The organism is Rhizobium sp. Nf11,1 (assembly GCF_050587665.1).
In the GTDB taxonomy this organism is placed as follows: domain Bacteria; phylum Pseudomonadota; class Alphaproteobacteria; order Rhizobiales; family Rhizobiaceae; genus Rhizobium.
In genome coordinates, this window is record NZ_JBOBHU010000010.1 from 223,052 (window position 1) to 241,925 (window position 18,874).

Below are 18,874 nucleotides of genomic sequence, written 5' to 3' on the forward strand. Positions count from 1 at the left end.
AATGAAAACTTACCGGCACAATCTGGACGCGACGGATATGAAAAAGGCCGGTCGCCCGGCCTTTGATCTGTCCCTCTTTCTCACGCTGCCCGTGTGTATCGGGCCTCGGCCTGCCGCCCTGCCTCGCGCAGGCGGAAATTCGCAAGCAGCGTCTTCAACTGCGTGCTTTCGTCGGCAAGCGTGCGGCTTGCCGCCGTCGTCTCCTCGACCATCGCCGCATTCTGCTGCGTCATCTGGTCCATGTGGTTGACGGAGCTGTTGATCTCGTTGAGGCCAGTCGACTGCTCGCGCGCAGCCGTCGCGATCGAGGCGACATGGTCGTTCACCTGGTTGACCAGCGCTTCGATCTCCAGCAGCGCGTCACCCGTCGAGCGCACCAGCGCAACCCCGCCCTCGACTTCCGCAGCCGACCGGCTGATCAACTCCTTGATCTCCTTGGCGGCGTTGGCCGAGCGTTGCGCGAGTTCGCGCACTTCCTGGGCAACGACGGCAAAGCCGCGGCCAGCCTCGCCGGCCCGCGCAGCCTCGACGCCGGCGTTCAGCGCCAGCAGATTCGTCTGGAAGGCAATCTCGTCGATCACCGAGATGATCTGGTTGATGCGGCTCGACGATTCCTCGATCCGGCCCATCGCGGTGACCGCGTTGCGAACGATGTCGCCGGAGCGGCCGGCGCTCACCTTGGTCTCGGCCACCATCTCGCGCGCCTCGTTCGCCCGCTCGGATGCAGTCTTGACCGTGGCGGTGATCTCATCGAGGGCGGCCGCCGTCTCTTCGAGTGCCGCCGCCTGCTGCTCGGTGCGCTTTGACAGATTGCCGGTCGCCTCGCTGATGTCGGATGCGCTGTCGTTGACCACCCGGCTCGATTCAGCAATCGCGTGGATGACGCCGTTCAGCGCATCGACGGCGGCGTTGAAATCATTCCTGAGCTTGGCGTAGTCCTCACCGATATCGCCGATTGCAACGGTGAGGTCGCCGCTTGCAAGCCTCTCCAGGCCGACGCCGAGCGCCTGCATGGCGCGGTTTTGCCGCTCGGAAGCCGAGCGCAGGCTCGCTTCGTTGCCGCGGCGTTCGTCCTCGATCTGCCGCTGCCTTTCGTCTTCACGGCCGCGCAGCGCGCTGCGTTCGTCGACGGAGTCGCGCAGCACCAGCAGCGCCTTGGCCATCTGGCCGACTTCGTCGCGGCACGCACTGCCGGCAATCTCCACCGATGCTTCCTCGGCGGCGATCGCATTCATCGCCGTCTTCAGCCGGGCGATCGGCGCCGTAACACTGCGCACGATGGCGTAGGCGATCGCGATCGTAAGTGCTGCGCCGAGCAGGCAGAGCGCTGCCGCCCAGAACGCATTCTGGCGATAGAGCGCCGCCAGGTCATCGGCGTAGACGCCAGTGCCGACGATCCAGCCCCAAGGCTCAAAACCGGCGACGTAGGAATATTTCAGCACCGGCTCATCGGCGCCCGGCTTCGGCCAGTAATAATCGACGAAGCCCTTGCCGTCCTTCTTCACCTTGTTGACGAACTCGACGAACAGGAACTTGCCGGTCGGGTCCTTCATCTGGGAGATATCGGTGCCGTTCAGTTGCGGCTTGATCGGGTGCATCACCATGGCGGGGCGCATGTCGTTGATCCAGAAATAGCCGTCGGCGCCGTAGCGCATGGCGCCGATCACGTCCTTGGCCGCCGCCTGCGCCTGCTCGCGGGTCATGGTGCCCGCCTGTTCCATCTTGTAATATTTGTCGAAAATGCCGAGCGCCGTCGCCTCCATCTTCTCCAGCCCCGCCTTCCGCTCCGCTTGCAACTCGGAATAGGAATAGTTCAGAAAGAAGACCATCGTCGCCGCCAGCACGGCAAGCGTGAAGCCGACGAGGCAGTAAAGACGGGTGGAGATCTTGACGTTGCGCATGAGGGTTCCCGGCGAATCTTGGATATGAGACCGCTTTCATTGTGAACCCCCGGAATTACTGGAGCGTAAAGTTTTATTAGAAGATCATCAAATAACGCAAGGTGAAGTGTCGGCTGTAAAATTCAACCCGCTGAAATCGAATGAGATTTCAGCTCGGTGACGGCCGCGATATTTGCACCGCCGCCTACGTTGGCACCGAAAGGGATTGGTCGACACACCGACTTCGCCTAACCTTGGCTGCAGAATCGCACCGAAATTGAGGGACTTTCCATGACCGACGCCGCCAAGCCGAGAGGCGAACTGACGCTGCGCACGCTCGCCATGCCAGGCGACGCCAATCCGGCCGGCGATATTTTCGGCGGCTGGGTCATGGCGCAGATGGACCTTGCCTCCGGTATTCGTGCCGCCGAGCGCGCCAAGGGCCGCGTCGTCACCGCCGCCGTCAAGGAAATGGCCTTCGAGCTGCCAGTCAAGATCGGCGACACGCTGTCGGTTTATACCGATGTCGAGCGTGTCGGGCGTACCTCGATCACGCTGATCGTCGAAGCCTGGGCGCATCGCTCGCGCTACGCCAAGATGGAAAAGGTAACCGCCGGCACCTTCATCATGGTGGCGCTCGACGAGGAGGGCAAACCCAAGGCCGTCCCCGCGGAGTGACAAGCTTGAACCCGAGGGGATAAGCCATGGAAACGGTCAGCTCGCCGGAGGTCTTCCTTCACATCAAGGTGGTGATGGGCATGGTCATCAGCCTTTCACTCGCGAGGCTGCTCACTGGCATCGCCGGCATCGTCCAGCATCCGGCCAAGGCGAAGGTTTATCCCGTTCACCTTGGCTGGGCCCTGTCCCTGTTCCTCTTCATCATCCATATCTGGTGGTGGGAATACCGGCTGCAGGCCGTGCCCGCCATCGGCTTCGGCATCTATCTCTTCCTCGTCTGCTTCTGCAGCCTGTTCTTCCTGCTCTGCGCCCTGCTCTTTCCGGCAAGCCTCGACGAATATGGCGGCTACGAGGAATATTTCATTTCGCGGCGCAAATGGTTCTTCGGCGTCCTCGGCCTGATCTATGCCGTCGATATCCTCGATACGGCGATCAAAGGTCCGGAGCGCATCCTATCGCTCGGCTTGGAATATCCCGCCCGCAATCTCGTCTACATCCTCCTCTGCGCCCTCGCCGCCTGGACCGCGAACCGCCGCTTCCACACAGCCTTCGTCATCGTCAACCTGGTCTATCAGGTCAGTTTCATCTTCCGGCTTTACGATGTGTTGGGGTGAGGAGCGGTCGGGCGAAGCCCGAGCAATCGATCCAGTGAATCGATTGCAGCCACGAACGCCCTGAGCCCAGCGAAGGGCCGGGCAGCGTCTCACACCTTCAAAAACTGCGACCCCTTATCAAACGCCAGCCCGGGAAATATCTTCCCCGTCAGATCATCCACGCCGACATCGAACTGCCGGTAGAGCATCGCCGCCGCCACCTCGCGCACGTCAGCCGTCGGCATCAGGTCGCGGTTGTCGAGCAGCTGACCATCGCCGATCCCCGGCCAGCGGCCGAGGATGCGCCCGCCGTTGATTGCGCCGCCGGCAAGGACAGCGCAGCCGCCGGTGCCGTGGTCGGTGCCGGCGGAGCCGTTCTGGCGGACGGTGCGGCCGAATTCGGTCATGGCGAGCACCACCGTCTTTCCCCAGATCTCCGAGCCCAGCGTCGCCTTCAGCGTATTGATCGCCTGGGCGAGATCCCCTGCCGGCCGCTTGAACTGGCCGGCCTGGCCGATATGGGTGTCCCATCCGGTGATTGAGAAGCTGGCGATGCGGTAATCGCCCTTCAGCATGTTGGACGCGAGCGCCGCGACGTCGCCGATCTTCTCGCCGCGCTCACCGTCCGGCTCGACCATCATCGCGGCGCTGTCGGCCCGCGTCGCCTCGGCAAGTGCAGCCGCGAAGGGCGGATCGCCGGCATAGAGCCGCGCAAGGAACTGCATCTCGTCACGCGCCGGCGCCAGATTGGAATCCGATGCCCAGACGTCGACATTGTTCGGCCCGGAGAGGATCAGCTCCGTCGACGTATTGACGTCGATTGCCTTACGCGCATCCGAGCGGGGAATGACCGCGAGCGCCCGGTTCAGCCAGCCGGTCTTTTCCTCGGCGACATGTTCGCCGCCGGACTCAAGCATGTCCTGCCCGTCGAAATGGCTGCGCTGGTCGCGATAGGGCGTCGACACCGCATGGATGAAGGCGAGTTCTCGGCTCTTCCAGAGCGGCATCAGGTCGGCGGCGGCGGGATTGAGGCCGAAATGCCCATCGAGATCGAGAAGTCCGCTGTCCGGCGTCAGCGCCAAGGTTGGCCTGAGCGCGGCAAAACCGGCGTCGCCGTAAGGCTGCACCAGGTCGAGCCCGTCCATCGCGCCGCGCAGGACGATAGTGACAAAACGATTATCGCCCGGCATCGCCGCAAAGGTGACCGGCGTGAAGACGGGGGCGGCGGCAAGACAGCAGGCAGAGGTCAGAAAGCCGCGGCGGGAAAGCAAAATCCGGTTCATTGGGAGCCTCCTATCGGCGGTTGAATTCCGGCGATGCCAGCACCAGCGTCAAACCGCTGATCTTGTTCGGCGCCTGCGACACCACGCGGATCGTTTCATCGCGCGCGGCATCGGCAAGCGTCGATCTCAGGAACGCGCGCGGATCCTCGTCGCGGCCGAACTGCGCCGCAGCCCGCCTTGCCCAGGCCAGGCGCTCGGCAAGCTGGCTGCCGGTGATCCAGGCGGAAAAGCCTTCCTCGAAACCGGCCGGGCTCGGCGGCTGCCAGGTCGGCTGGCCCATGCGCTTCAGCGCCCCCTGCCCCAGTGCGCGCGCCGCCCGAAAGGCCTTGAGCCGCTTGTTCCGCGCCTCTCCGGCGGGATCCGTCGTCACTGGCGCTCCCGCCATGCCGGGCGTATTGGCCGCCATATCGCCCTCATCCGTTCCCTGCTGATTGGCCGCCAGGAAGCTGCCGACGACGCCGTTGACCGGCCCCGCATTCAGCGCCCTCAGACCAGCAACAACAAAATCGAACGGCTGACGCGCTTTGGCGCCCTCGTTTTGCCAGGCGGCGGGATGGTCGAGCATGGCGGTGTAGACGGCGGTGAGATCGCCATCCGTTTTCTTCCACGCGGCCGCCATATCGGAGACCATGCCCTCGTCTGGTTGGTCGGAGACGAAATGCACCGCGAGCTTACGGCTGATATGGGCCGCCGTCTTCGGATGGACCGAGAGGTCATCGAGCATGTCGAGATAATCCTCGCGCGAGCGCCGCCGCCCGCCATAGCTGACGCCGAGCACCTCATGCGTGCCGGGCTCCGAAATGTTCGGCCGAAAGGCGATATCCATCTCCTTGCGATCGATGGTGAGCCCCGTCAGCACCATGGCCGCGGCGGTAACATCCGCCTGGGTATAGCCGCTGCCGGCGCCGAGCGTGTGCAGTTCCAGGAGCTCGCGTCCGAGATTTTCATTCAGCCCCTTGTTGCGCTTGACGCCGCCTGCCGAATCCGGCCCGAGCGAATCCGCCTGATCGAGGTAGATCAGCATGGCGGGATGAGCGGTGGCGCTACGCAGAAGATCGCCGAACCTGCCCGAAATGAACGGCCGAATTGCCTCGGCCTCGTAGAGCGGCACGATAAGGCGCATCGGCAGGCTCTTGTTGGCGCTGGTGGAGAAATGATCGGTCCAGAAGGTCGAAAGCCGCTCGTAAAAGCCGTAGGGGGACAGCACCGCCTGCATCAGCCGCAGGTTCGCATCGTGCTGGAACTGCTGCTGCGCCTGGCGCTGCACAGCCTTGCGCATCTCGCGCCGCGTGGGATCGTCGGTGACTGTCTTGGCATCTTCCCGGATCTGCTTCAGCTGGTCCTGCAGGCTGAGGATCGCCCGATGACGCATGTCGGGGCCGCCGAGCGGAAAGTCCGGCGTTGCCGCCGCGCCTTTGGACAACTGCCCGATCAGCTCATCCTTGCTTTGCGGCGCCACCTCGCCCGGCCGGAAACCATAACCGAACCGGATCGCCGCCATCGTCGGGAAAGAGAGGCTCATGCCCGATCACCTCCTGATCACTTGATGGTGACAGGCTGACAGCCGATTGCGACGGCAATCTGTAGGAAATGCGGCGATATCACGACATGGACGATTTGTAATCTGCTGAAAAGGCTCATGTTTCATGCAGCACAGAGAAGGCGGGAACGTCTGTATGGAATTCCTCGCCGATATTTTTGAGCACGAAGACGATGATGAAAAATGAAACACATCGTCCAGCCGAGATAGCTGGCAATCCGGTACTGTGCTGCTGCGGCCCTCGCCCTTCGAGGCCCCTGCGGGGCACATCAGGATGAGATTCTAGAGCCGTGGCGCACCTGCTTAAACCACCTTGCCCCGGCACGCCCAAGCTACAGACGCGAACGACCGCGGCCCGTCCGGCTCACCCGCTTCGTAGGCTGCCCTGAGGGCGGCATCCACCGCTTTGCGCTTCTCCGGCTCGAGCCCGGAGACATATCTCCCAAGCGGTCCCTCGCCGGCAGCGATCGGCTGCCAGTAATCGTCGAAGGAACGGTAATTCATCCGGATCAGAAGCGACGTCTCCTCGACATCAGCGAGGCCCTCTGCCATGAAGCTCTGCTTCATCTCCCCTGGCCGCATCATTGGCTGGAAGCAATATTTGCGGCGTAGCGGCAGCGCGTTCTCGTCAAGCATGACGACCGTATCCCACATCATCCGCATGCCCGACATGCCGCCGTAATGGTCCCAGACCGCGGCGGCGACCGTGCCGCCGGGCCGCACGACGCGGGCCATCTCGGCCACCGCCTTGCCCGCCTCCGGCACGAAATGCAGGACGAGCAACGACATCGCTCTGTCGAAACGGTCATTCTCGAAGGGCAGCGCGCAGGCATCCGCCTGCTGGATGGTGACCCGCGGATCGCTATTGGCCCGCTTCGCCGCCTCGACAAACACAGGCGAATAGTCGATAGCGGCGATTTCCCGCAGCCCCGGCCTCTGCGCAAGCGTGAACGTCAGGCTGCCGGTGCCGCAGCCGACATCGAGCACGCGATCCCCATCCGCCAGCCCCGCGAAGTCGATCAGCATCGGCGCCAACGTCCGGCTCCACCGGCCCATAAGCCGCTCATAGCCATCTGCACTTTCGACATGGAAATTCGACGGCATGGAAGCCTCCCCTCCAAGGACGACGGCTCATTATGAACTGGCCGACGCCCGCCGCAAGGGGATAGTGGTTCTGAAACTGGAGGGGTTTCTCCGTGATCCTCGGCCCGCGCCGAGGATCTGCCATTCTTGATGGCCGCGAGATCGCCTCACCCGGTCGCCCTCTCGAGAACGCTCCAGTCAAACGCGCGCGCCCAATCGCGGTAGCGGTGCCAGCCGACCTCAGGGAAATCCCGGCGCAGGGCGGCGATGTCGGCGTCGTAGCCGGTGCGGTCGAACCATTCGAACATCAGCGCCGCATCCTCGCTCTGCTGCCGCATTGCGGCAACCGGTAACTCCTGGTAGGCGATCGGGCGCCCTAGCGTTTCGGAGAGGATCCTCACCTGCTCCTCGCCCGACAATTCGTCACCCGCAATGTCGAAACGCTGGCTGAACACCTTTTCGCGCCGTTCGGCCAAGGCCGCGACGAAGGCGCCGATATCGGCGAGGCAGATTTGCTGCAGCACGCGCGCGGGCGGCAGCGCCGCGGCATAGACACCCTGGCGCAGCCCGTCGATAGCCCACGGCGCCGCGGTGTTTTCCATGAAGGCGACGGGTGCACTGACCGTGTAGGGAATGCCGAGACCGGCAATATGTTGCTCGACCATATATTTGCTGTCGAAATGCGGAATTCCGGTCTTCTTGTCGGCATCGCCGACGGAGGAATAGATCAGGTGGCCGATGCCGGCGGCCTTCGCCCCATTGGCGGCGGTTATGCCCTGGCGGGTTTCCGCTTCCGTTCCGGCCTCATAGCTGTTGCCCATCAGGAACATCGTGTCGACGCCGCTTGCGGCCTTCGTCACCGACGCCGCATCATCGAGATCGCCCCCGACGATCTCCACTCCGGCCGCGGCCAGCCGATTTGCGGCGTCGCTGTCCGGCCTGCGGCTGATCGCCTTGACGCGATGCCCCCGCGCCATCAGTGCGCGCGCGACCGCGCCGCCCTGCTGGCCGGTGGCGCCGGCTACCAGAACGCTTCTTCCATTGCTCATCTCTCTGCTCCTTGTGGTTGGCGATGAGCCAGAAGATAAGACCTGTCGAATTGAACCATAATAGGCTACATCAGGGAAACATCGTGCCACTGGTGAATACAATGCTGGATCTCAACGACATCCTTATCTTCGCCCGCGTCGTCGAGGCCGGCAGCTTCACCGCCGCCGCCCGCCTGCTTGCCATGCCGAAGACGACGGTCAGCCGCCGTATCGCCGCGCTTGAGCGCGAGGTGGGTGTGCGGCTGCTGCAGCGCACCACCCGCAGCCTCAGGCTGACGGATGCGGGGCGCCTTTATTACGAGGAGTGCAGCGCGGCGCTCGGCGCCTTCGAGCAGGCAAATCTGCGCCTGGCCGAGGCGCGGGCGGAGCCCGCCGGCACGATCCGCATCTCCGCACCGGTCGGCTTCGGCGGTCATTTCCTTTCCGCCGCCATCTCCGATTTCCTGGCAATCTACCCGAAGACGAAGGTGGAATTGCGCCTGACCGACGACAGGCTCAATCTCATCGAGAACGGCATAGACCTCGCCTTCCGCACCGGCATTCTGGAGGATTCGACGCTGATCGCCCGCAAGCTCGGCTCGACCTACAGGATTCTCTGCGCCAGCCCCGACTATCTCGCCCGCTGCGGCGTGCCGGATCGTCCGGCGGACCTCGCCCATCACGCCTGCGTCATCGCCGGTCCGTCGGCGGCTGGTGCGCACTGGGTGCTGGAGAGCGCCGGCATCAAGGAAACGGTCACGGTGTCCGGGCGTTTCGCCGCCAACGAAATTCAGGCGGTCATGACTGCCGCGATCGCCGGCTTCGGCATCGCACAGTTGCCGCAAAGAATGGCTGCGGCCTGCATCGCGGACGGCCGGCTGCGGCGCGTCCTCGACGGCTACACGACACCGCCTGGCGGTCTGCATGTCGTCTATCCCAGCAACCAGCACGTGTCGCCGCTGGTCAAGGCATTCATCCAATTGGCGATCGATCACCTGAACGTCGGAAAAGGCGCAATCGGGGCACCGGCGATCACACCTCGATGAGCCTGCGGGCCGAGCGGGATAAAGAGGAAGGCCCAGCCGTCGCTAGCCCCTTTCACCGCCAAAGGAAATCTGGCCCCGTGCTTTGCGACGTCAATTTGAGCGTCCCGTCCGGCTGAACGACATAGGTCTCGAAGACACGATAGCCGAATGCGCCGAGAAAGGTGTGGTTGACCACCGTTCCCGTGCGATAGGGCGAATGAATGATCTTACCGCCATAGGTGAGACTGCCCTGAAGCGGCTGCGGTTCGCCTGAAGTACTGGCGCAGGCCGTGAGGGCGAAGAAAACGGCAATGAGCGCGTGCTTCATCCTGGCATCTCCTCCCGGTGACAATGGCAGCGGAAGAATACGACTTTACGCAGTCAGAAGACAGCGTTCTTGCCTTCGTAATCTCTGCGCAGGGACTGCGCCCGGGAAAGCGCGCTGGCGATCCTTTCGTCGGTGAAGGGCTTGGCGATCACATCGAGGGCGCCTTCGATGCCATTCCCGACGCTTTCCGGACTGCCGGTGACGAAGATCACGTCGACGCCGTGGCGATCGATCAGCCGGCGTGCGAGCTGCGCGCCGCTCAAGCCGTCGGCAAGGCTGAGATCGACCAATGCGACATCGCTTCTCTGAGCATAGGCGAGCGCCTGCTCGATTGTCGAAACCGGCCCGACAGTCTGGTGGCCAGCATCCTGCGCGATACGCTCGAGTTCCATGGCAATGATGTTCTCGTCTTCAACGATCAGGACTTTCATGGATCTTCCTCCTCCCATGGGCAAGCGGGCCGCCGGGCACACCGACGGCAACCGCTACAACGCGACTTCCCCTCGAAAGTTTCCGGGGTAAAAGGCATGCGTGTCGAAATGGTAACTGATTTCCTCGTGTCATCGGCGCTACCGTTCGATGCTGCCATTGCGCCGGATCTTCCTTTGCAGGAGCAGGATGCCATAGAGCAGCGCTTCGGCCGTCGGCGGGCAGCCGGGAACATAGATGTCGACAGGCACCACGCGGTCGCAGCCGCGCACGACGGAATAGGAATAATGGTAATAGCCGCCGCCATTGGCGCAGGAGCCCATGGAGATTACGTAGCGCGGTTCCGGCATCTGGTCATAAACCTTGCGCAGCGCAGGCGCCATCTTGTTGCACAGCGTGCCCGCGACGATCATCAGGTCCGACTGCCTTGGGCTTCCGCGCGGGGCGACGCCGAAGCGCTCGACATCGTAGCGCGGCATGGACATCTGCATCATCTCGATGGCGCAGCAGGCCAGACCGAAGGTCATCCACATCAGCGAGCCCGTGCGCGCCCAGGTGATGAGTTCGTCGGTGCTGGTAACGAGAAAACCCTTGTCGGCGAGCTCGGCATTGATCGTGCCCATCATCGGGTCGCCCTGCCGCTGTTCGCCGGGGAATTGGAAATTGCCGGGCGCCGGGCGCGGTTGCGTGAAGGACGGCATCGTCTTCTCCTGTGAGCCGACCTCAAACCCGGCGCACACGACAAAGTTCCGGCCGCGATAACGGACACGCGTCCTGATTTCTGTTCTGAGATGCGGCGCTCAATGCCGAAGGATTGCCCGGCCCGATCGCTAGTCCTTATCGAGGAACCAGCGGATGGCGGTGTCGTTCCGACACCGCGAGAGCGGCAATTGCCGCACGGAGTAAATACGGGTGATTCCCTCCTCACCGTCCGTGTCGACGTCCATGCAGGCGCAGGCATAACCATGCGCGGCATAGGTGTAGACAAATTCGCCGGTCGTCAGGTCCGGGATCTTGTCCATTCCCTCGGCCGCCTTGTAGCCGCTGCCATTGTCCATGATGGTCCAGCCGCCGCCGGCATCCATGAGCAACCATTTGGCCATTGAGGGATTGTCCAGCCAGCCGCAGCGGCGTTCGGCATGCGCCGCGGCGGGCAGGAGAAGCATCATCAGAACAAGCGCAGGCAATCTGGCCATCGGCCCCTCCAAGTCACCTCCCACTATGCATGGTCGGTGCCCGGCAAGGCAACAGCGGTTTTCCGATTGGCCTGGGACGATGTCCACAGGTGTCATCCATCCGCCCTCGCCCTTCGAGGCTCCGGCCTACGATTTCGCCTTTGCTGCTTCCTCCCGGAACGCCGCCTCGCCGGCATCGGAGACTTCGACCCATTTCTTGTCGGGCTCGGCGTCGGCAACGTAACTGTCGTGCCAGTTCCACCATTTGTAGGTTGGGGTCTGCGGATAGCCCGCTGGCGAATCCTCCCAGACCTCCTGGCGCCCGAGCGGCGTGATGTCGAGATAATTCCAGGTGCCGCCCATCTGCTCGTCGCCGCGGTTGTTGACGAAATAGGTGCGGAAGATGCACTCGCCGTCGCGGTAGAAGACATTGGTGCCGTGCCACTCGTCGACGCCGAAATCCTTGTCGAAGTCGTCGGTGATCGTCACCCAGGGCATCGTCCATCCCATCCGTTCCTTAAGCCGCGCGATGTCGGCCTGCGGCGCGCGCGAGGCGAAGACCAGCGTCGTGTCGCGGGCGTTGAGATGGGCGACATGGGCGACCTGATCGGCAACCATCGAGCAGCCGCGGCAGGCATGCTCCGGCCAACCGAAGACGCCAGGCTCGTAAAAGGCGCGGTAGACGATGAGCTGGTGCCGGCCTTCGAACAGGTCGAGCAAGCTGATCCTGCCCTGTGGCGCTTCGAAAGCATATTGCTTTTCGACGGCCATCCACGGCATGCGCCGCCGCTCGACGGCAAGCGCGTCACGAGCACGCGTATGCGCCTTTTCCTTCACCAGAAGCTGCCTGTGAGCCGCCTCCCAGGCCTGCTGCGGCACGACAGGCGGCCGCTGCATGGCCTGTCCGCCCTTTCCATTCTCTGTTGCAGTCATCGCTTCAATCTCCTCGATGGGGCGAGTTCCCGCGCCTCCTTGTCCGAAGGCCGGTGCATCGCGATTGGTCGGAGATAGTTTCGCATCGGGCACCGAACTGTGGGAGTAACAAGTGTGTCTGTTATCCCGCGGCCAACGCAGTTGGTCCGCAGGCCAACGCAGTTGGTCCGTAAGCCAACGCAGTTGTCCGACCGCGGCCGACGAAACCTGCTCAACCAACACAACAGTTGCCAAAACCCACATGTTGACGGAAGCTTCACCACGGCCATTGGATCGTACGACATGACAACAGAATCCACCTTCACGGAGCAGGCAAGGCACGGCAGCGCCAGGATCTGCCGCGGCTGCTGGGATCAGATGCATATGCCGATCCCGATCGGCGGCCCGCTTGCGCTTCCCTTCCGCGCCTTCGGCATTACCCGCAGCAAGATGAATCCCGATATCTGCACGATCTGCGAGCGCTCGTTCCAATATGTGCAGAAGCAGCGCCAGATCACTGTCGACGCCACCATTCTGTTCGCCGACATCAGGGGCTTTACCGATCTTTCCGAGCGTATTGAGGCAGTGCACTTGAGCGAAATCGTCAGCCTGTTCCAGGATCGCTGCGCCCAGGCGATTTGGGCGCATGACGGCATCGTCAACAAGCAGATGGGCGATGGCCTGATGGCGATCTTCAATTTCCCGATCATCCGCAAGGATCACGCCGGCGCGGCGATCAGCGCCGCCCAAGAGATCCAGCGCAACTGCGCCGCGGCGCTGAGCGGGCTGGCGCTCGACGCCCTGTCCGGCCGCACCTTGGGCGTCGGCGTCGGCATCCATTCCGGCGAGGTGCAGATCGGCGAATTCTCGAGCTTCCGCAGCGATTTCACCGCGATCGGCGGCGTCGTCAACCAGGCCGCAAGGCTCGAATCCCAGGCCGCCGCCGGCGAGATCCTGATCTCGGCCGAAACGGCCGCGAAGGCTGCCGAACTCGTGGCAGGCGCCGAAACGCGCATGCTGGCGCTGAAGGGCATCGAGCAGCCGGTGCAGGCGCGCGTTCTGGTCAAGTGCTGAGCGACGGCGATTGCGGTCTTTTCAAAGCATCATCTCGCCGCCCAATTTGTCAGCTTCAGTTCTCACGCTGCAATTGCGAAACACATCGGATCACAAGCGAGTTAATCCTCCGGAAACAAACATCGCTTATCGCTATGCTGTCTTAACAGCTGGGGTATCTCATGGGCAGTTTTTCTCTGTTTCATTGGTTGATCGTCTTGATCCCGATCAGCGTAGCATTGATCTTCGTCTTCAGGAAAACACCAATCGGACCGAACCGCTTCGGCGGCCAGCCGCAGGCCATGGGTTTCGGCCAGGCGATTGGAAGCTATTTCAAGAACTATGTGAACTTCAGCGGCAGAGCGAGTCGCTCAGAGTTCTGGTATTCGGCGCTCTTCGTCTTTCTCGTCGCCATCGCTTTGTATTTCGTGGATCGGAGCGCAACCTTGAACCTGATCTGGTCGCTGGCCACGTTTCTTCCGTCGATCGCCATGGCCGCCCGACGCCTTCACGACACCAACCGGAGCGGATGGTGGCAGCTTCTTGCACTATTATTTCCCATTGGAACGGTTGTCGTCCTCGCATGGTACTGCAGGGCGTCGACAGTGGAGGACTCCAGAGAACCCGTCTTTGCTTGAGCAAAGGTGAGAATGGATCTCGCGGGCAAAGCGCTGCCGTTGCTGACACGGTCTTTCCGTTGCGCGGACTGCGGGATGCGCAGTCCGCTTCCAACGCCAAGCATTTCCTGATCGTAAACCGGTGCTCTGGCTCGATCTCGATGATCTCGCCCAACCGGCGATCATCCGGGCAGCTTGCAGCCCTTGCTCATGCCGGCGGACTGCATGGCCGAGACCTTGCCTTTGGACGCGGCAATTTCGCCTTCCTTGTCTCCGCCCGCGACGCTGCCGATCGGAACGCCGACGAGGAAAACACCGAAAGCATCGCCGTTCGCCGCGCTGATCTGCTGCTTGGACAGGTCGTCGAGCTTCGCCTTCTCTTTCTTGAGTTCAGTGGCGAGCGTCTCACAACTGAGGTTCGTATAGGCCGCCATCGGAATATCGACCTGAACGATGGCGTCAGGACGTTTGGCGCAGCCGGCCAGCGCCGCGGCCGCCGCGAATGCAATGATGATTTTTTTCATGAATAGTCCCCAATTCCCGCAGCAGCTGTAACATTACCGCGCGCACTGCGGGAGGCTGCTCGGCCTTCAACCACAGACTTTTATTTCTCTAGGATGCATTTGCAGGCGTCGCCCCGTTGAGGCAGGATGCCGTCACCGAATAGAGACAGGATGGACGGACCTCATGCTGACGGGCTCATGTCATTGCGGCAAGGCGAGCTGGGCGCTCGAAGGCGACCCCGGCTCGATCACCGCTTGCAATTGCACGCTCTGCCGGCGCTACGGCACCCTCTGGGCCTACGACTATGAAGGAGAGCGCATTACGCTCAGCGGCGAAACCGCCTCCTATACCCGCGCCGACAAGGACAACCCGTCGCTGGAAATCTTGTTCTGCCCGACATGCGCCTGCGTGCTCAGCTGGCGTAGCCTGCGCCTGCAAAAGGAAGGCCGCCGCCGCATGGCCGTCAACCTGCGGCTCGCGTCGCCGGATCTCGTCGCCGACCTGCCGATCGACCATTTCGATGGTCTCGATAAATTCGACGACCTTCCCTCCGATGGGCGCTGCGTTAGGGATCTCTGGTTTTGACGGCGTAATGCCGCCGACGCGCGGATAAGGCAGAACCGCTGCCCCTATATGGAGGGTTCAAAAGCGAGCTTCCGCCCCGTCCCCTTCTTCAATGATCGCCACGCCAGCCTCCAGCGCCGCAAGGATAAAAGCCTGCCGCACCGTTTCTGCCGGCATGCGGCCGGCAAGCCAGGCGCGGCAGAAATCGATCGCCCTCTGCTGATGGACGCCGCCATTGACGGGCCAGTCGGAGACGAGTGCATAAAGCGCATCCTGCGGTGAGCGGAGAACCAGCCGTTCGCCGGTATCAAGTTCGATCGAGATCGGTTTTTTCCAGAAGGCGGAATGGTCGCTAATGGCAGTCGCACCCGAGGCTGAAATGACATAGGATTAACTGCTGAAGGCCGATCCCGGTTCCAGCGCAGGCGAGACGATGGCAACGGTGGCCCATCCAAGAGAGCCTCATCCTGAGAGCCGCGCAGGGCCTCGAAGATGAAGCGGGTGCCCCGCCCATCAGCCGTAAGCCGGGGAATTGTTGAGCCAATCCGAACGATTCATTCGTTTCCCTTTTGTACTCTTTCCCTCTTCCCTTTCGCGCTGACTCTCTCCATATTCGCGCCATGGCCAAAGCTCCGAAAAAATCTCCGACCTCGAATGGTTTCGAGGAAGCCCCGCAATCGTCCTTTGAGGGCGCCCCCCTCTCCGGCTCCGTCGCCGATTGGGTGAAGCAGTTGGAGGCCGATGCCGAAGCCTCCGGCGTCGAGAGCCAGCGCGAGATTGCCTCCAAGGCTGGCAAGCACCGCAAGAAGGTTGAGAACGAGGCGCGCAAGCATACCGAAGCCGTCAGCGTCAACAAGAAGGCGACGGCAAGCAAGACCGCACGCGGCGTCTCGATCGGTGGCTCCTCCGACCCGAAGACGCGCGCCGCCGCCGGCCTGAACCCAGTGGCGGGTCTCGACATTTCGCTAGAGGATGCCGGCAGCATCTCGCCCGGCGGTGTCACCGCCACCGTCGAGGCGCTGTCGAAGCTGATCGAGAGCGGCAACCCGCTGCACAAGAACGGCAAGATCTGGACGCCGCACCGCCCTGCCCGCCCGGACAAATCCGAAGGCGGCATCACCATCCGCATGGCTTCCGAATACAAGCCGGCCGGCGACCAGCCGACGGCGATCCGCGATCTCGTCGAGGGCCTGCAGAGCGGCGAGCGCAGTCAGGTGCTGCTCGGCGTCACCGGCTCCGGCAAGACCTTCACCATGGCCAAGGTGATCGAGGAAACGCAGCGCCCAGCCGTCATCCTGGCGCCGAACAAGACGCTGGCCGCCCAGCTCTATTCCGAATTCAAGAACTTCTTCCCCGACAATGCGGTGGAATATTTCGTTTCCTACTACGATTATTACCAGCCGGAAGCCTATGTGCCGCGCTCCGATACCTATATCGAGAAGGAAAGCTCGATCAACGAGCAGATCGACCGCATGCGCCACTCGGCGACGCGCTCGCTGCTCGAACGCGACGATTGCATCATCGTCGCCTCGGTCTCCTGCATCTACGGTATCGGCTCGGTCGAGACCTATACGGCCATGACCTTCCAGATGAATGTCGGCGACCGGCTAGACCAGCGCCAACTGCTGGCCGATCTCGTCGCCCAGCAATATAAGCGCCGCGACATGGATTTCACCCGCGGCAGTTTTCGCGTGCGCGGTGACACCATTGAGATCTTCCCCGCCCACTTGGAAGATGCGGCCTGGCGCATCAGCATGTTCGGCGACGAGATCGACGCCATCACCGAATTCGATCCGCTGACCGGCCAGAAGACCGGCGATCTGAAATCGGTGAAGATCTACGCCAATTCGCACTATGTCACGCCGCGCCCGACGCTGAACGGCGCCATCAAGGCGATCAAGGAGGAGTTGCGTCTGCGCCTCGCCGAGCTCGAAAAGGCCGGCCGCCTGCTGGAGGCGCAGCGCCTGGAGCAGCGCACCCGCTACGATATCGAAATGCTGGAAGCCACCGGCTCCTGCCAGGGCATCGAAAACTATTCGCGTTATCTCACCGGCCGCGACCCCGGCGATCCGCCGCCGACCCTGTTCGAATACATTCCCGACAATGCCATCGTCTTCATCGACGAGAGCCATGTCACCGTGCCGCAGATCGGCGGCATGTATCGCGGCGACTTCCGCCGCAAGGCGACACTGGCCGAATATGGCTTCCGCCTGCCCTCCTGCATGGATAACCGGCCGCTGCGCTTCGAGGAATGGGACGCCATGCGCCCCGACACCATCGCTGTTTCGGCCACGCCGGGCAGCTGGGAACTGGAACAGTCGGGTGGCGTCTTCGCCGAACAGGTCATCCGTCCCACCGGCCTGATCGACCCGCCGGTCGAGGTCCGCTCGGCCCGCACCCAGGTCGACGACGTGCTCGGCGAGATCCGCGAGACCGCGGCCAAGGGCTACCGTACGCTCTGCACCGTGCTGACCAAGCGCATGGCCGAGGACCTGACCGAATATCTGCACGAGCAGGGCGTGCGCGTGCGCTACATGCACTCCGATATCGACACGCTTGAACGTATCGAGATCATCCGCGATCTGCGCCTCGGCGCCTTCGACGTGCTGGTCGGCATCAACCTCTTGCGCGAGGGCCTCGACATTCCCGAATGCGGCTTCGTCGCCATTCTCGACGCCGACAAGGAGGGCTTCCTCCGCTCCGAGACTTCGCTGATCCAGACGATCGGCCGCGCCGCCCGCAACGTCGACGGCAAGGTCATCCTCTATGCCGACAACGTCACCGGCTCCATGCAGCGCGCCATGGACGAAACCGCCCGCCGCCGCGAAAAGCAGATGGCCTATAACCTGGAACACGGCATCACGCCGGAATCCGTCAAGGCCAAGATCTCCGACATCCTCGACTCCGTCTACGAGCGCGACCACGTCCGCGCCGACATCTCGGGCGTCTCCGGCAAAGGCTTCGCCGACGGTGGCAACCTCGTCGGCAACAACCTGCAGGCTCACCTCAACGCCCTCGAAAAGAGCATGCGCGACGCCGCCGCCGACCTCGACTTCGAAAAAGCCGCCCGCCTCCGCGACGAAATCAAACGCCTCAAGGCCGTGGAACTCGCCGCCATGGACGATCCGATGGCGCGGGAGGAAGCCCGCAACCAGGAAGGCGGCAAAAAGAACGGAAAAGCCAACCGCGAGTCGATCTCCCCCCTTGTGGGGGAGATGTCCGGCAGGACAGAGGGGGGTGCCACACCCTCCTACTTCTCCAAACCCACCCTCGACGACATGGGCCCCGGCACGGACACAGCCACGCCCCTCTTCCGCAAACCGGAACTCGACGAAATGGGCCGCCACGTCGCCACCCCCGCCGACAGCAAGAGCCTCTTCCGCCGCAACACCCTCGACGAAATGACCGTCGGCCGCACGGAAAAACCGGTGATCGGCCATGTGCCTGACAAGCCCGACGCCGCCAAGGGCACGAAGCGCTTCTCACCACTGCTGGAAGGGCAGCCGGAACGCGACGATGGTGTCAGGCCGGTCGTGCGCGGCCGGGTTGGAGCCGGCAGTTATGAGGAGCCGGGCGAGCAGAAGCGCAAGGGACGGACGAAGGGGAAGACCGGACGGCCGGGACGCTAGCGCATTCCGCTCTTTTGGTGCAGTAACACCTAGCGATGTTTTAATCACAAAGGAGCGCGCCGATGTCCGAAACCTTCCTGCGCTATGTCCCCGCAGATCCTTATTGGCAGCCCTCCCCCGACGTCGCAGACAGTGCGGTCTCCCTGCTAAAAGCCATCGCCACCAAAGCGGACGAAGTGACTGCAAGCTTCGAAGATGAGGTCAGATTCTACGATCCCGGCGAGAACTGGTCCGGCGTGGAATGCAGCGCCTGCGGCGCGGACGCCGAGGAATGGTGGGGAGACGCCATGGATACCGCTTCTGCCGATGGCTTCAAAGACCTGAACACCGAAGCCCCCTACTGTGGCGGCACCGTCTCGCTGAACGACCTGCGTTACATCTGGCCCGCCGCGTTCGGCCGCTTTGCGCTTGAGGCGCGAAATCCGAATATTACCGATACGACCGAGGAGCAGGATCGGAAGATGGCCGGTGTGTTGGCATGCCGCTTCGGAAGATATGGGTACGCGTTTAGGTTCTCGTCGGGCGCTTGCCAATAGTCGCTTTCGCGATTTGC

General features: G+C 62.8%; 20 protein-coding genes and 1 pseudogene. 8 read left to right on the forward strand and 13 right to left on the reverse strand.

The genetic code is table 11. The annotated features are described in order from the left end of the window. Positions 1-80 precede the first annotated feature (80 nt). Positions 81-1,901, reverse strand: coding sequence for a methyl-accepting chemotaxis protein (locus ACQ7C1_RS17220; protein WP_430959141.1), 1,821 nt, complete (start codon positions 1,899-1,901; stop codon positions 81-83). Positions 1,902-2,171: 270 nt separating this feature from the next. On the opposite strand from ACQ7C1_RS17220, the gene ACQ7C1_RS17225 reads away from it, so the two are divergent. Continuing rightward, positions 2,172-2,558 (forward strand): acyl-CoA thioesterase, encoded by a 387-nt coding sequence (locus tag ACQ7C1_RS17225; protein ID WP_097592809.1) that lies wholly within the window; start codon positions 2,172-2,174, stop codon positions 2,556-2,558. 26 nt (positions 2,559-2,584) lie between these two features. Then, entirely contained in the window at positions 2,585-3,172 is a 588-nt protein-coding gene (locus tag ACQ7C1_RS17230; protein ID WP_430959142.1) for a hypothetical protein, read from the forward strand. 89 nt (positions 3,173-3,261) lie between these two features. Here the strand turns inward: ACQ7C1_RS17230 and ACQ7C1_RS17235 are convergent, their stop codons facing one another. The 5 genes and pseudogenes from ACQ7C1_RS17235 to ACQ7C1_RS17255 form a co-directional block, all read right to left on the reverse strand. Then, positions 3,262-4,434, reverse strand: coding sequence for a DUF1501 domain-containing protein (locus tag ACQ7C1_RS17235; protein WP_430959143.1), 1,173 nt, complete (start codon positions 4,432-4,434; stop codon positions 3,262-3,264). Positions 4,435-4,444: 10 nt separating this feature from the next. Continuing rightward, a complete protein-coding gene (locus ACQ7C1_RS17240; protein WP_430959144.1) occupies positions 4,445-5,956 on the reverse strand; it encodes a DUF1800 domain-containing protein in 1,512 nt (503 codons plus the stop codon). A gap of 130 nt (positions 5,957-6,086) precedes the next feature. Further along, a pseudogene (locus ACQ7C1_RS17245) lies at positions 6,087-6,242 on the reverse strand (MFS transporter); the annotation flags it as partial. Between the two features lie 35 nt (positions 6,243-6,277). After that, a complete protein-coding gene (locus tag ACQ7C1_RS17250) occupies positions 6,278-7,078 on the reverse strand; it encodes a class I SAM-dependent methyltransferase (protein WP_430959145.1) in 801 nt (266 codons plus the stop codon). Positions 7,079-7,224: 146 nt separating this feature from the next. Then, positions 7,225-8,106: an NmrA/HSCARG family protein gene (locus tag ACQ7C1_RS17255; protein WP_430959146.1), complete on the reverse strand. Its 882-nt coding sequence runs from the start codon at positions 8,104-8,106 to the stop codon at positions 7,225-7,227. Positions 8,107-8,207: 101 nt separating this feature from the next. Between ACQ7C1_RS17255 and ACQ7C1_RS17260 the strand changes: the two genes are divergently transcribed. Then, on the forward strand, positions 8,208-9,131 hold the full coding sequence (locus ACQ7C1_RS17260) for a LysR family transcriptional regulator (RefSeq protein ID WP_430959164.1): 924 nt from the start codon (positions 8,208-8,210) through the stop codon (positions 9,129-9,131). 52 nt (positions 9,132-9,183) lie between these two features. On the opposite strand, the gene ACQ7C1_RS17265 is transcribed toward ACQ7C1_RS17260, so the two are convergent. The 5 genes from ACQ7C1_RS17265 to ACQ7C1_RS17285 all read right to left on the reverse strand — a co-directional run bounded on the left by ACQ7C1_RS17265 (position 9,184) and on the right by ACQ7C1_RS17285 (position 11,975). Next, complete coding sequence (locus tag ACQ7C1_RS17265) at positions 9,184-9,438, reverse strand: hypothetical protein (protein WP_430959147.1); 255 nt, start codon at positions 9,436-9,438, stop codon at positions 9,184-9,186. A gap of 53 nt (positions 9,439-9,491) precedes the next feature. Then, the gene (locus tag ACQ7C1_RS17270; protein WP_430959148.1) at positions 9,492-9,869 is read right to left on the reverse strand and encodes a response regulator; all 378 of its coding nucleotides are present in this window, start codon (positions 9,867-9,869) and stop codon (positions 9,492-9,494) included. Positions 9,870-10,007: 138 nt separating this feature from the next. Further along, positions 10,008-10,568: a NuoB/complex I 20 kDa subunit family protein gene (locus tag ACQ7C1_RS17275; protein ID WP_085778533.1), complete on the reverse strand. Its 561-nt coding sequence runs from the start codon at positions 10,566-10,568 to the stop codon at positions 10,008-10,010. 129 nt (positions 10,569-10,697) lie between these two features. Beyond that, on the reverse strand, positions 10,698-11,063 hold the full coding sequence (locus tag ACQ7C1_RS17280) for a DUF4087 domain-containing protein (protein WP_430959149.1): 366 nt from the start codon (positions 11,061-11,063) through the stop codon (positions 10,698-10,700). A gap of 126 nt (positions 11,064-11,189) precedes the next feature. Then, positions 11,190-11,975 carry a DUF899 domain-containing protein gene (locus tag ACQ7C1_RS17285; RefSeq protein WP_430959150.1) on the reverse strand — a complete coding sequence of 262 codons (786 nt, stop codon included), beginning with the start codon at positions 11,973-11,975 and terminating at the stop codon, positions 11,190-11,192. Positions 11,976-12,257: 282 nt separating this feature from the next. Between ACQ7C1_RS17285 and ACQ7C1_RS17290 the strand changes: the two genes are divergently transcribed. Further along, entirely contained in the window at positions 12,258-13,028 is a 771-nt protein-coding gene (locus ACQ7C1_RS17290; RefSeq protein WP_430959151.1) for an adenylate/guanylate cyclase domain-containing protein, read from the forward strand. Between the two features lie 161 nt (positions 13,029-13,189). Continuing rightward, positions 13,190-13,645 carry a DUF805 domain-containing protein gene (locus ACQ7C1_RS17295; RefSeq protein ID WP_430959152.1) on the forward strand — a complete coding sequence of 152 codons (456 nt, stop codon included), beginning with the start codon at positions 13,190-13,192 and terminating at the stop codon, positions 13,643-13,645. 161 nt (positions 13,646-13,806) lie between these two features. Here the strand turns inward: ACQ7C1_RS17295 and ACQ7C1_RS17300 are convergent, their stop codons facing one another. Beyond that, complete coding sequence (locus ACQ7C1_RS17300; protein WP_183704465.1) at positions 13,807-14,148, reverse strand: lipoprotein; 342 nt, start codon at positions 14,146-14,148, stop codon at positions 13,807-13,809. Positions 14,149-14,311: 163 nt separating this feature from the next. Between ACQ7C1_RS17300 and ACQ7C1_RS17305 the strand changes: the two genes are divergently transcribed. Further along, positions 14,312-14,713: a GFA family protein gene (locus ACQ7C1_RS17305; protein ID WP_430959153.1), complete on the forward strand. Its 402-nt coding sequence runs from the start codon at positions 14,312-14,314 to the stop codon at positions 14,711-14,713. A gap of 57 nt (positions 14,714-14,770) precedes the next feature. Here ACQ7C1_RS17305 and ACQ7C1_RS17310 read toward each other — a convergent pair whose 3' ends face one another. Further along, positions 14,771-15,073, reverse strand: coding sequence for a DUF982 domain-containing protein (locus ACQ7C1_RS17310; protein ID WP_430959165.1), 303 nt, complete (start codon positions 15,071-15,073; stop codon positions 14,771-14,773). Positions 15,074-15,312: 239 nt separating this feature from the next. Here ACQ7C1_RS17310 and uvrB point away from each other — a divergent pair, with 239 nt between their 5' ends. After that, complete coding sequence (gene uvrB, locus ACQ7C1_RS17315) at positions 15,313-18,321, forward strand: excinuclease ABC subunit UvrB (protein ID WP_430959154.1); 3,009 nt, start codon at positions 15,313-15,315, stop codon at positions 18,319-18,321. A gap of 62 nt (positions 18,322-18,383) precedes the next feature. Further along, positions 18,384-18,857: a hypothetical protein gene (locus ACQ7C1_RS17320; protein WP_430959155.1), complete on the forward strand. Its 474-nt coding sequence runs from the start codon at positions 18,384-18,386 to the stop codon at positions 18,855-18,857. The last annotated feature ends 17 nt before the right edge of the window (positions 18,858-18,874 follow it).

Excerpts from the sequence above, each read along its gene's own strand:
- ACQ7C1_RS17220 (WP_430959141.1), bottom strand. The coding sequence starts at position 1,901 with ATGCGCAACGTCAAGATCTCCACCCGTCTTTACTGCCTCGTCGGCTTC.
- ACQ7C1_RS17225 (WP_097592809.1), top strand. The coding sequence starts at position 2,172 with ATGACCGACGCCGCCAAGCCGAGAGGCGAACTGACGCTGCGCACGCTC.
- ACQ7C1_RS17230 (WP_430959142.1), top strand. The coding sequence starts at position 2,585 with ATGGAAACGGTCAGCTCGCCGGAGGTCTTCCTTCACATCAAGGTGGTG.
- ACQ7C1_RS17235 (WP_430959143.1), bottom strand. The coding sequence starts at position 4,434 with ATGAACCGGATTTTGCTTTCCCGCCGCGGCTTTCTGACCTCTGCCTGC.
- ACQ7C1_RS17240 (WP_430959144.1), bottom strand. The coding sequence starts at position 5,956 with ATGAGCCTCTCTTTCCCGACGATGGCGGCGATCCGGTTCGGTTATGGT.
- ACQ7C1_RS17250 (WP_430959145.1), bottom strand. The coding sequence starts at position 7,078 with ATGCCGTCGAATTTCCATGTCGAAAGTGCAGATGGCTATGAGCGGCTT.
- ACQ7C1_RS17255 (WP_430959146.1), bottom strand. The coding sequence starts at position 8,106 with ATGAGCAATGGAAGAAGCGTTCTGGTAGCCGGCGCCACCGGCCAGCAG.
- ACQ7C1_RS17260 (WP_430959164.1), top strand. The coding sequence starts at position 8,208 with ATGCTGGATCTCAACGACATCCTTATCTTCGCCCGCGTCGTCGAGGCC.
- ACQ7C1_RS17265 (WP_430959147.1), bottom strand. The coding sequence starts at position 9,438 with ATGAAGCACGCGCTCATTGCCGTTTTCTTCGCCCTCACGGCCTGCGCC.
- ACQ7C1_RS17270 (WP_430959148.1), bottom strand. The coding sequence starts at position 9,869 with ATGAAAGTCCTGATCGTTGAAGACGAGAACATCATTGCCATGGAACTC.
- ACQ7C1_RS17275 (WP_085778533.1), bottom strand. The coding sequence starts at position 10,568 with ATGCCGTCCTTCACGCAACCGCGCCCGGCGCCCGGCAATTTCCAATTC.
- ACQ7C1_RS17280 (WP_430959149.1), bottom strand. The coding sequence starts at position 11,063 with ATGGCCAGATTGCCTGCGCTTGTTCTGATGATGCTTCTCCTGCCCGCC.
- ACQ7C1_RS17285 (WP_430959150.1), bottom strand. The coding sequence starts at position 11,975 with ATGACTGCAACAGAGAATGGAAAGGGCGGACAGGCCATGCAGCGGCCG.
- ACQ7C1_RS17290 (WP_430959151.1), top strand. The coding sequence starts at position 12,258 with ATGACAACAGAATCCACCTTCACGGAGCAGGCAAGGCACGGCAGCGCC.
- ACQ7C1_RS17295 (WP_430959152.1), top strand. The coding sequence starts at position 13,190 with ATGGGCAGTTTTTCTCTGTTTCATTGGTTGATCGTCTTGATCCCGATC.
- ACQ7C1_RS17300 (WP_183704465.1), bottom strand. The coding sequence starts at position 14,148 with ATGAAAAAAATCATCATTGCATTCGCGGCGGCCGCGGCGCTGGCCGGC.
- ACQ7C1_RS17305 (WP_430959153.1), top strand. The coding sequence starts at position 14,312 with ATGCTGACGGGCTCATGTCATTGCGGCAAGGCGAGCTGGGCGCTCGAA.
- uvrB (WP_430959154.1), top strand. The coding sequence starts at position 15,313 with ATGGCCAAAGCTCCGAAAAAATCTCCGACCTCGAATGGTTTCGAGGAA.
- ACQ7C1_RS17320 (WP_430959155.1), top strand. The coding sequence starts at position 18,384 with ATGTCCGAAACCTTCCTGCGCTATGTCCCCGCAGATCCTTATTGGCAG.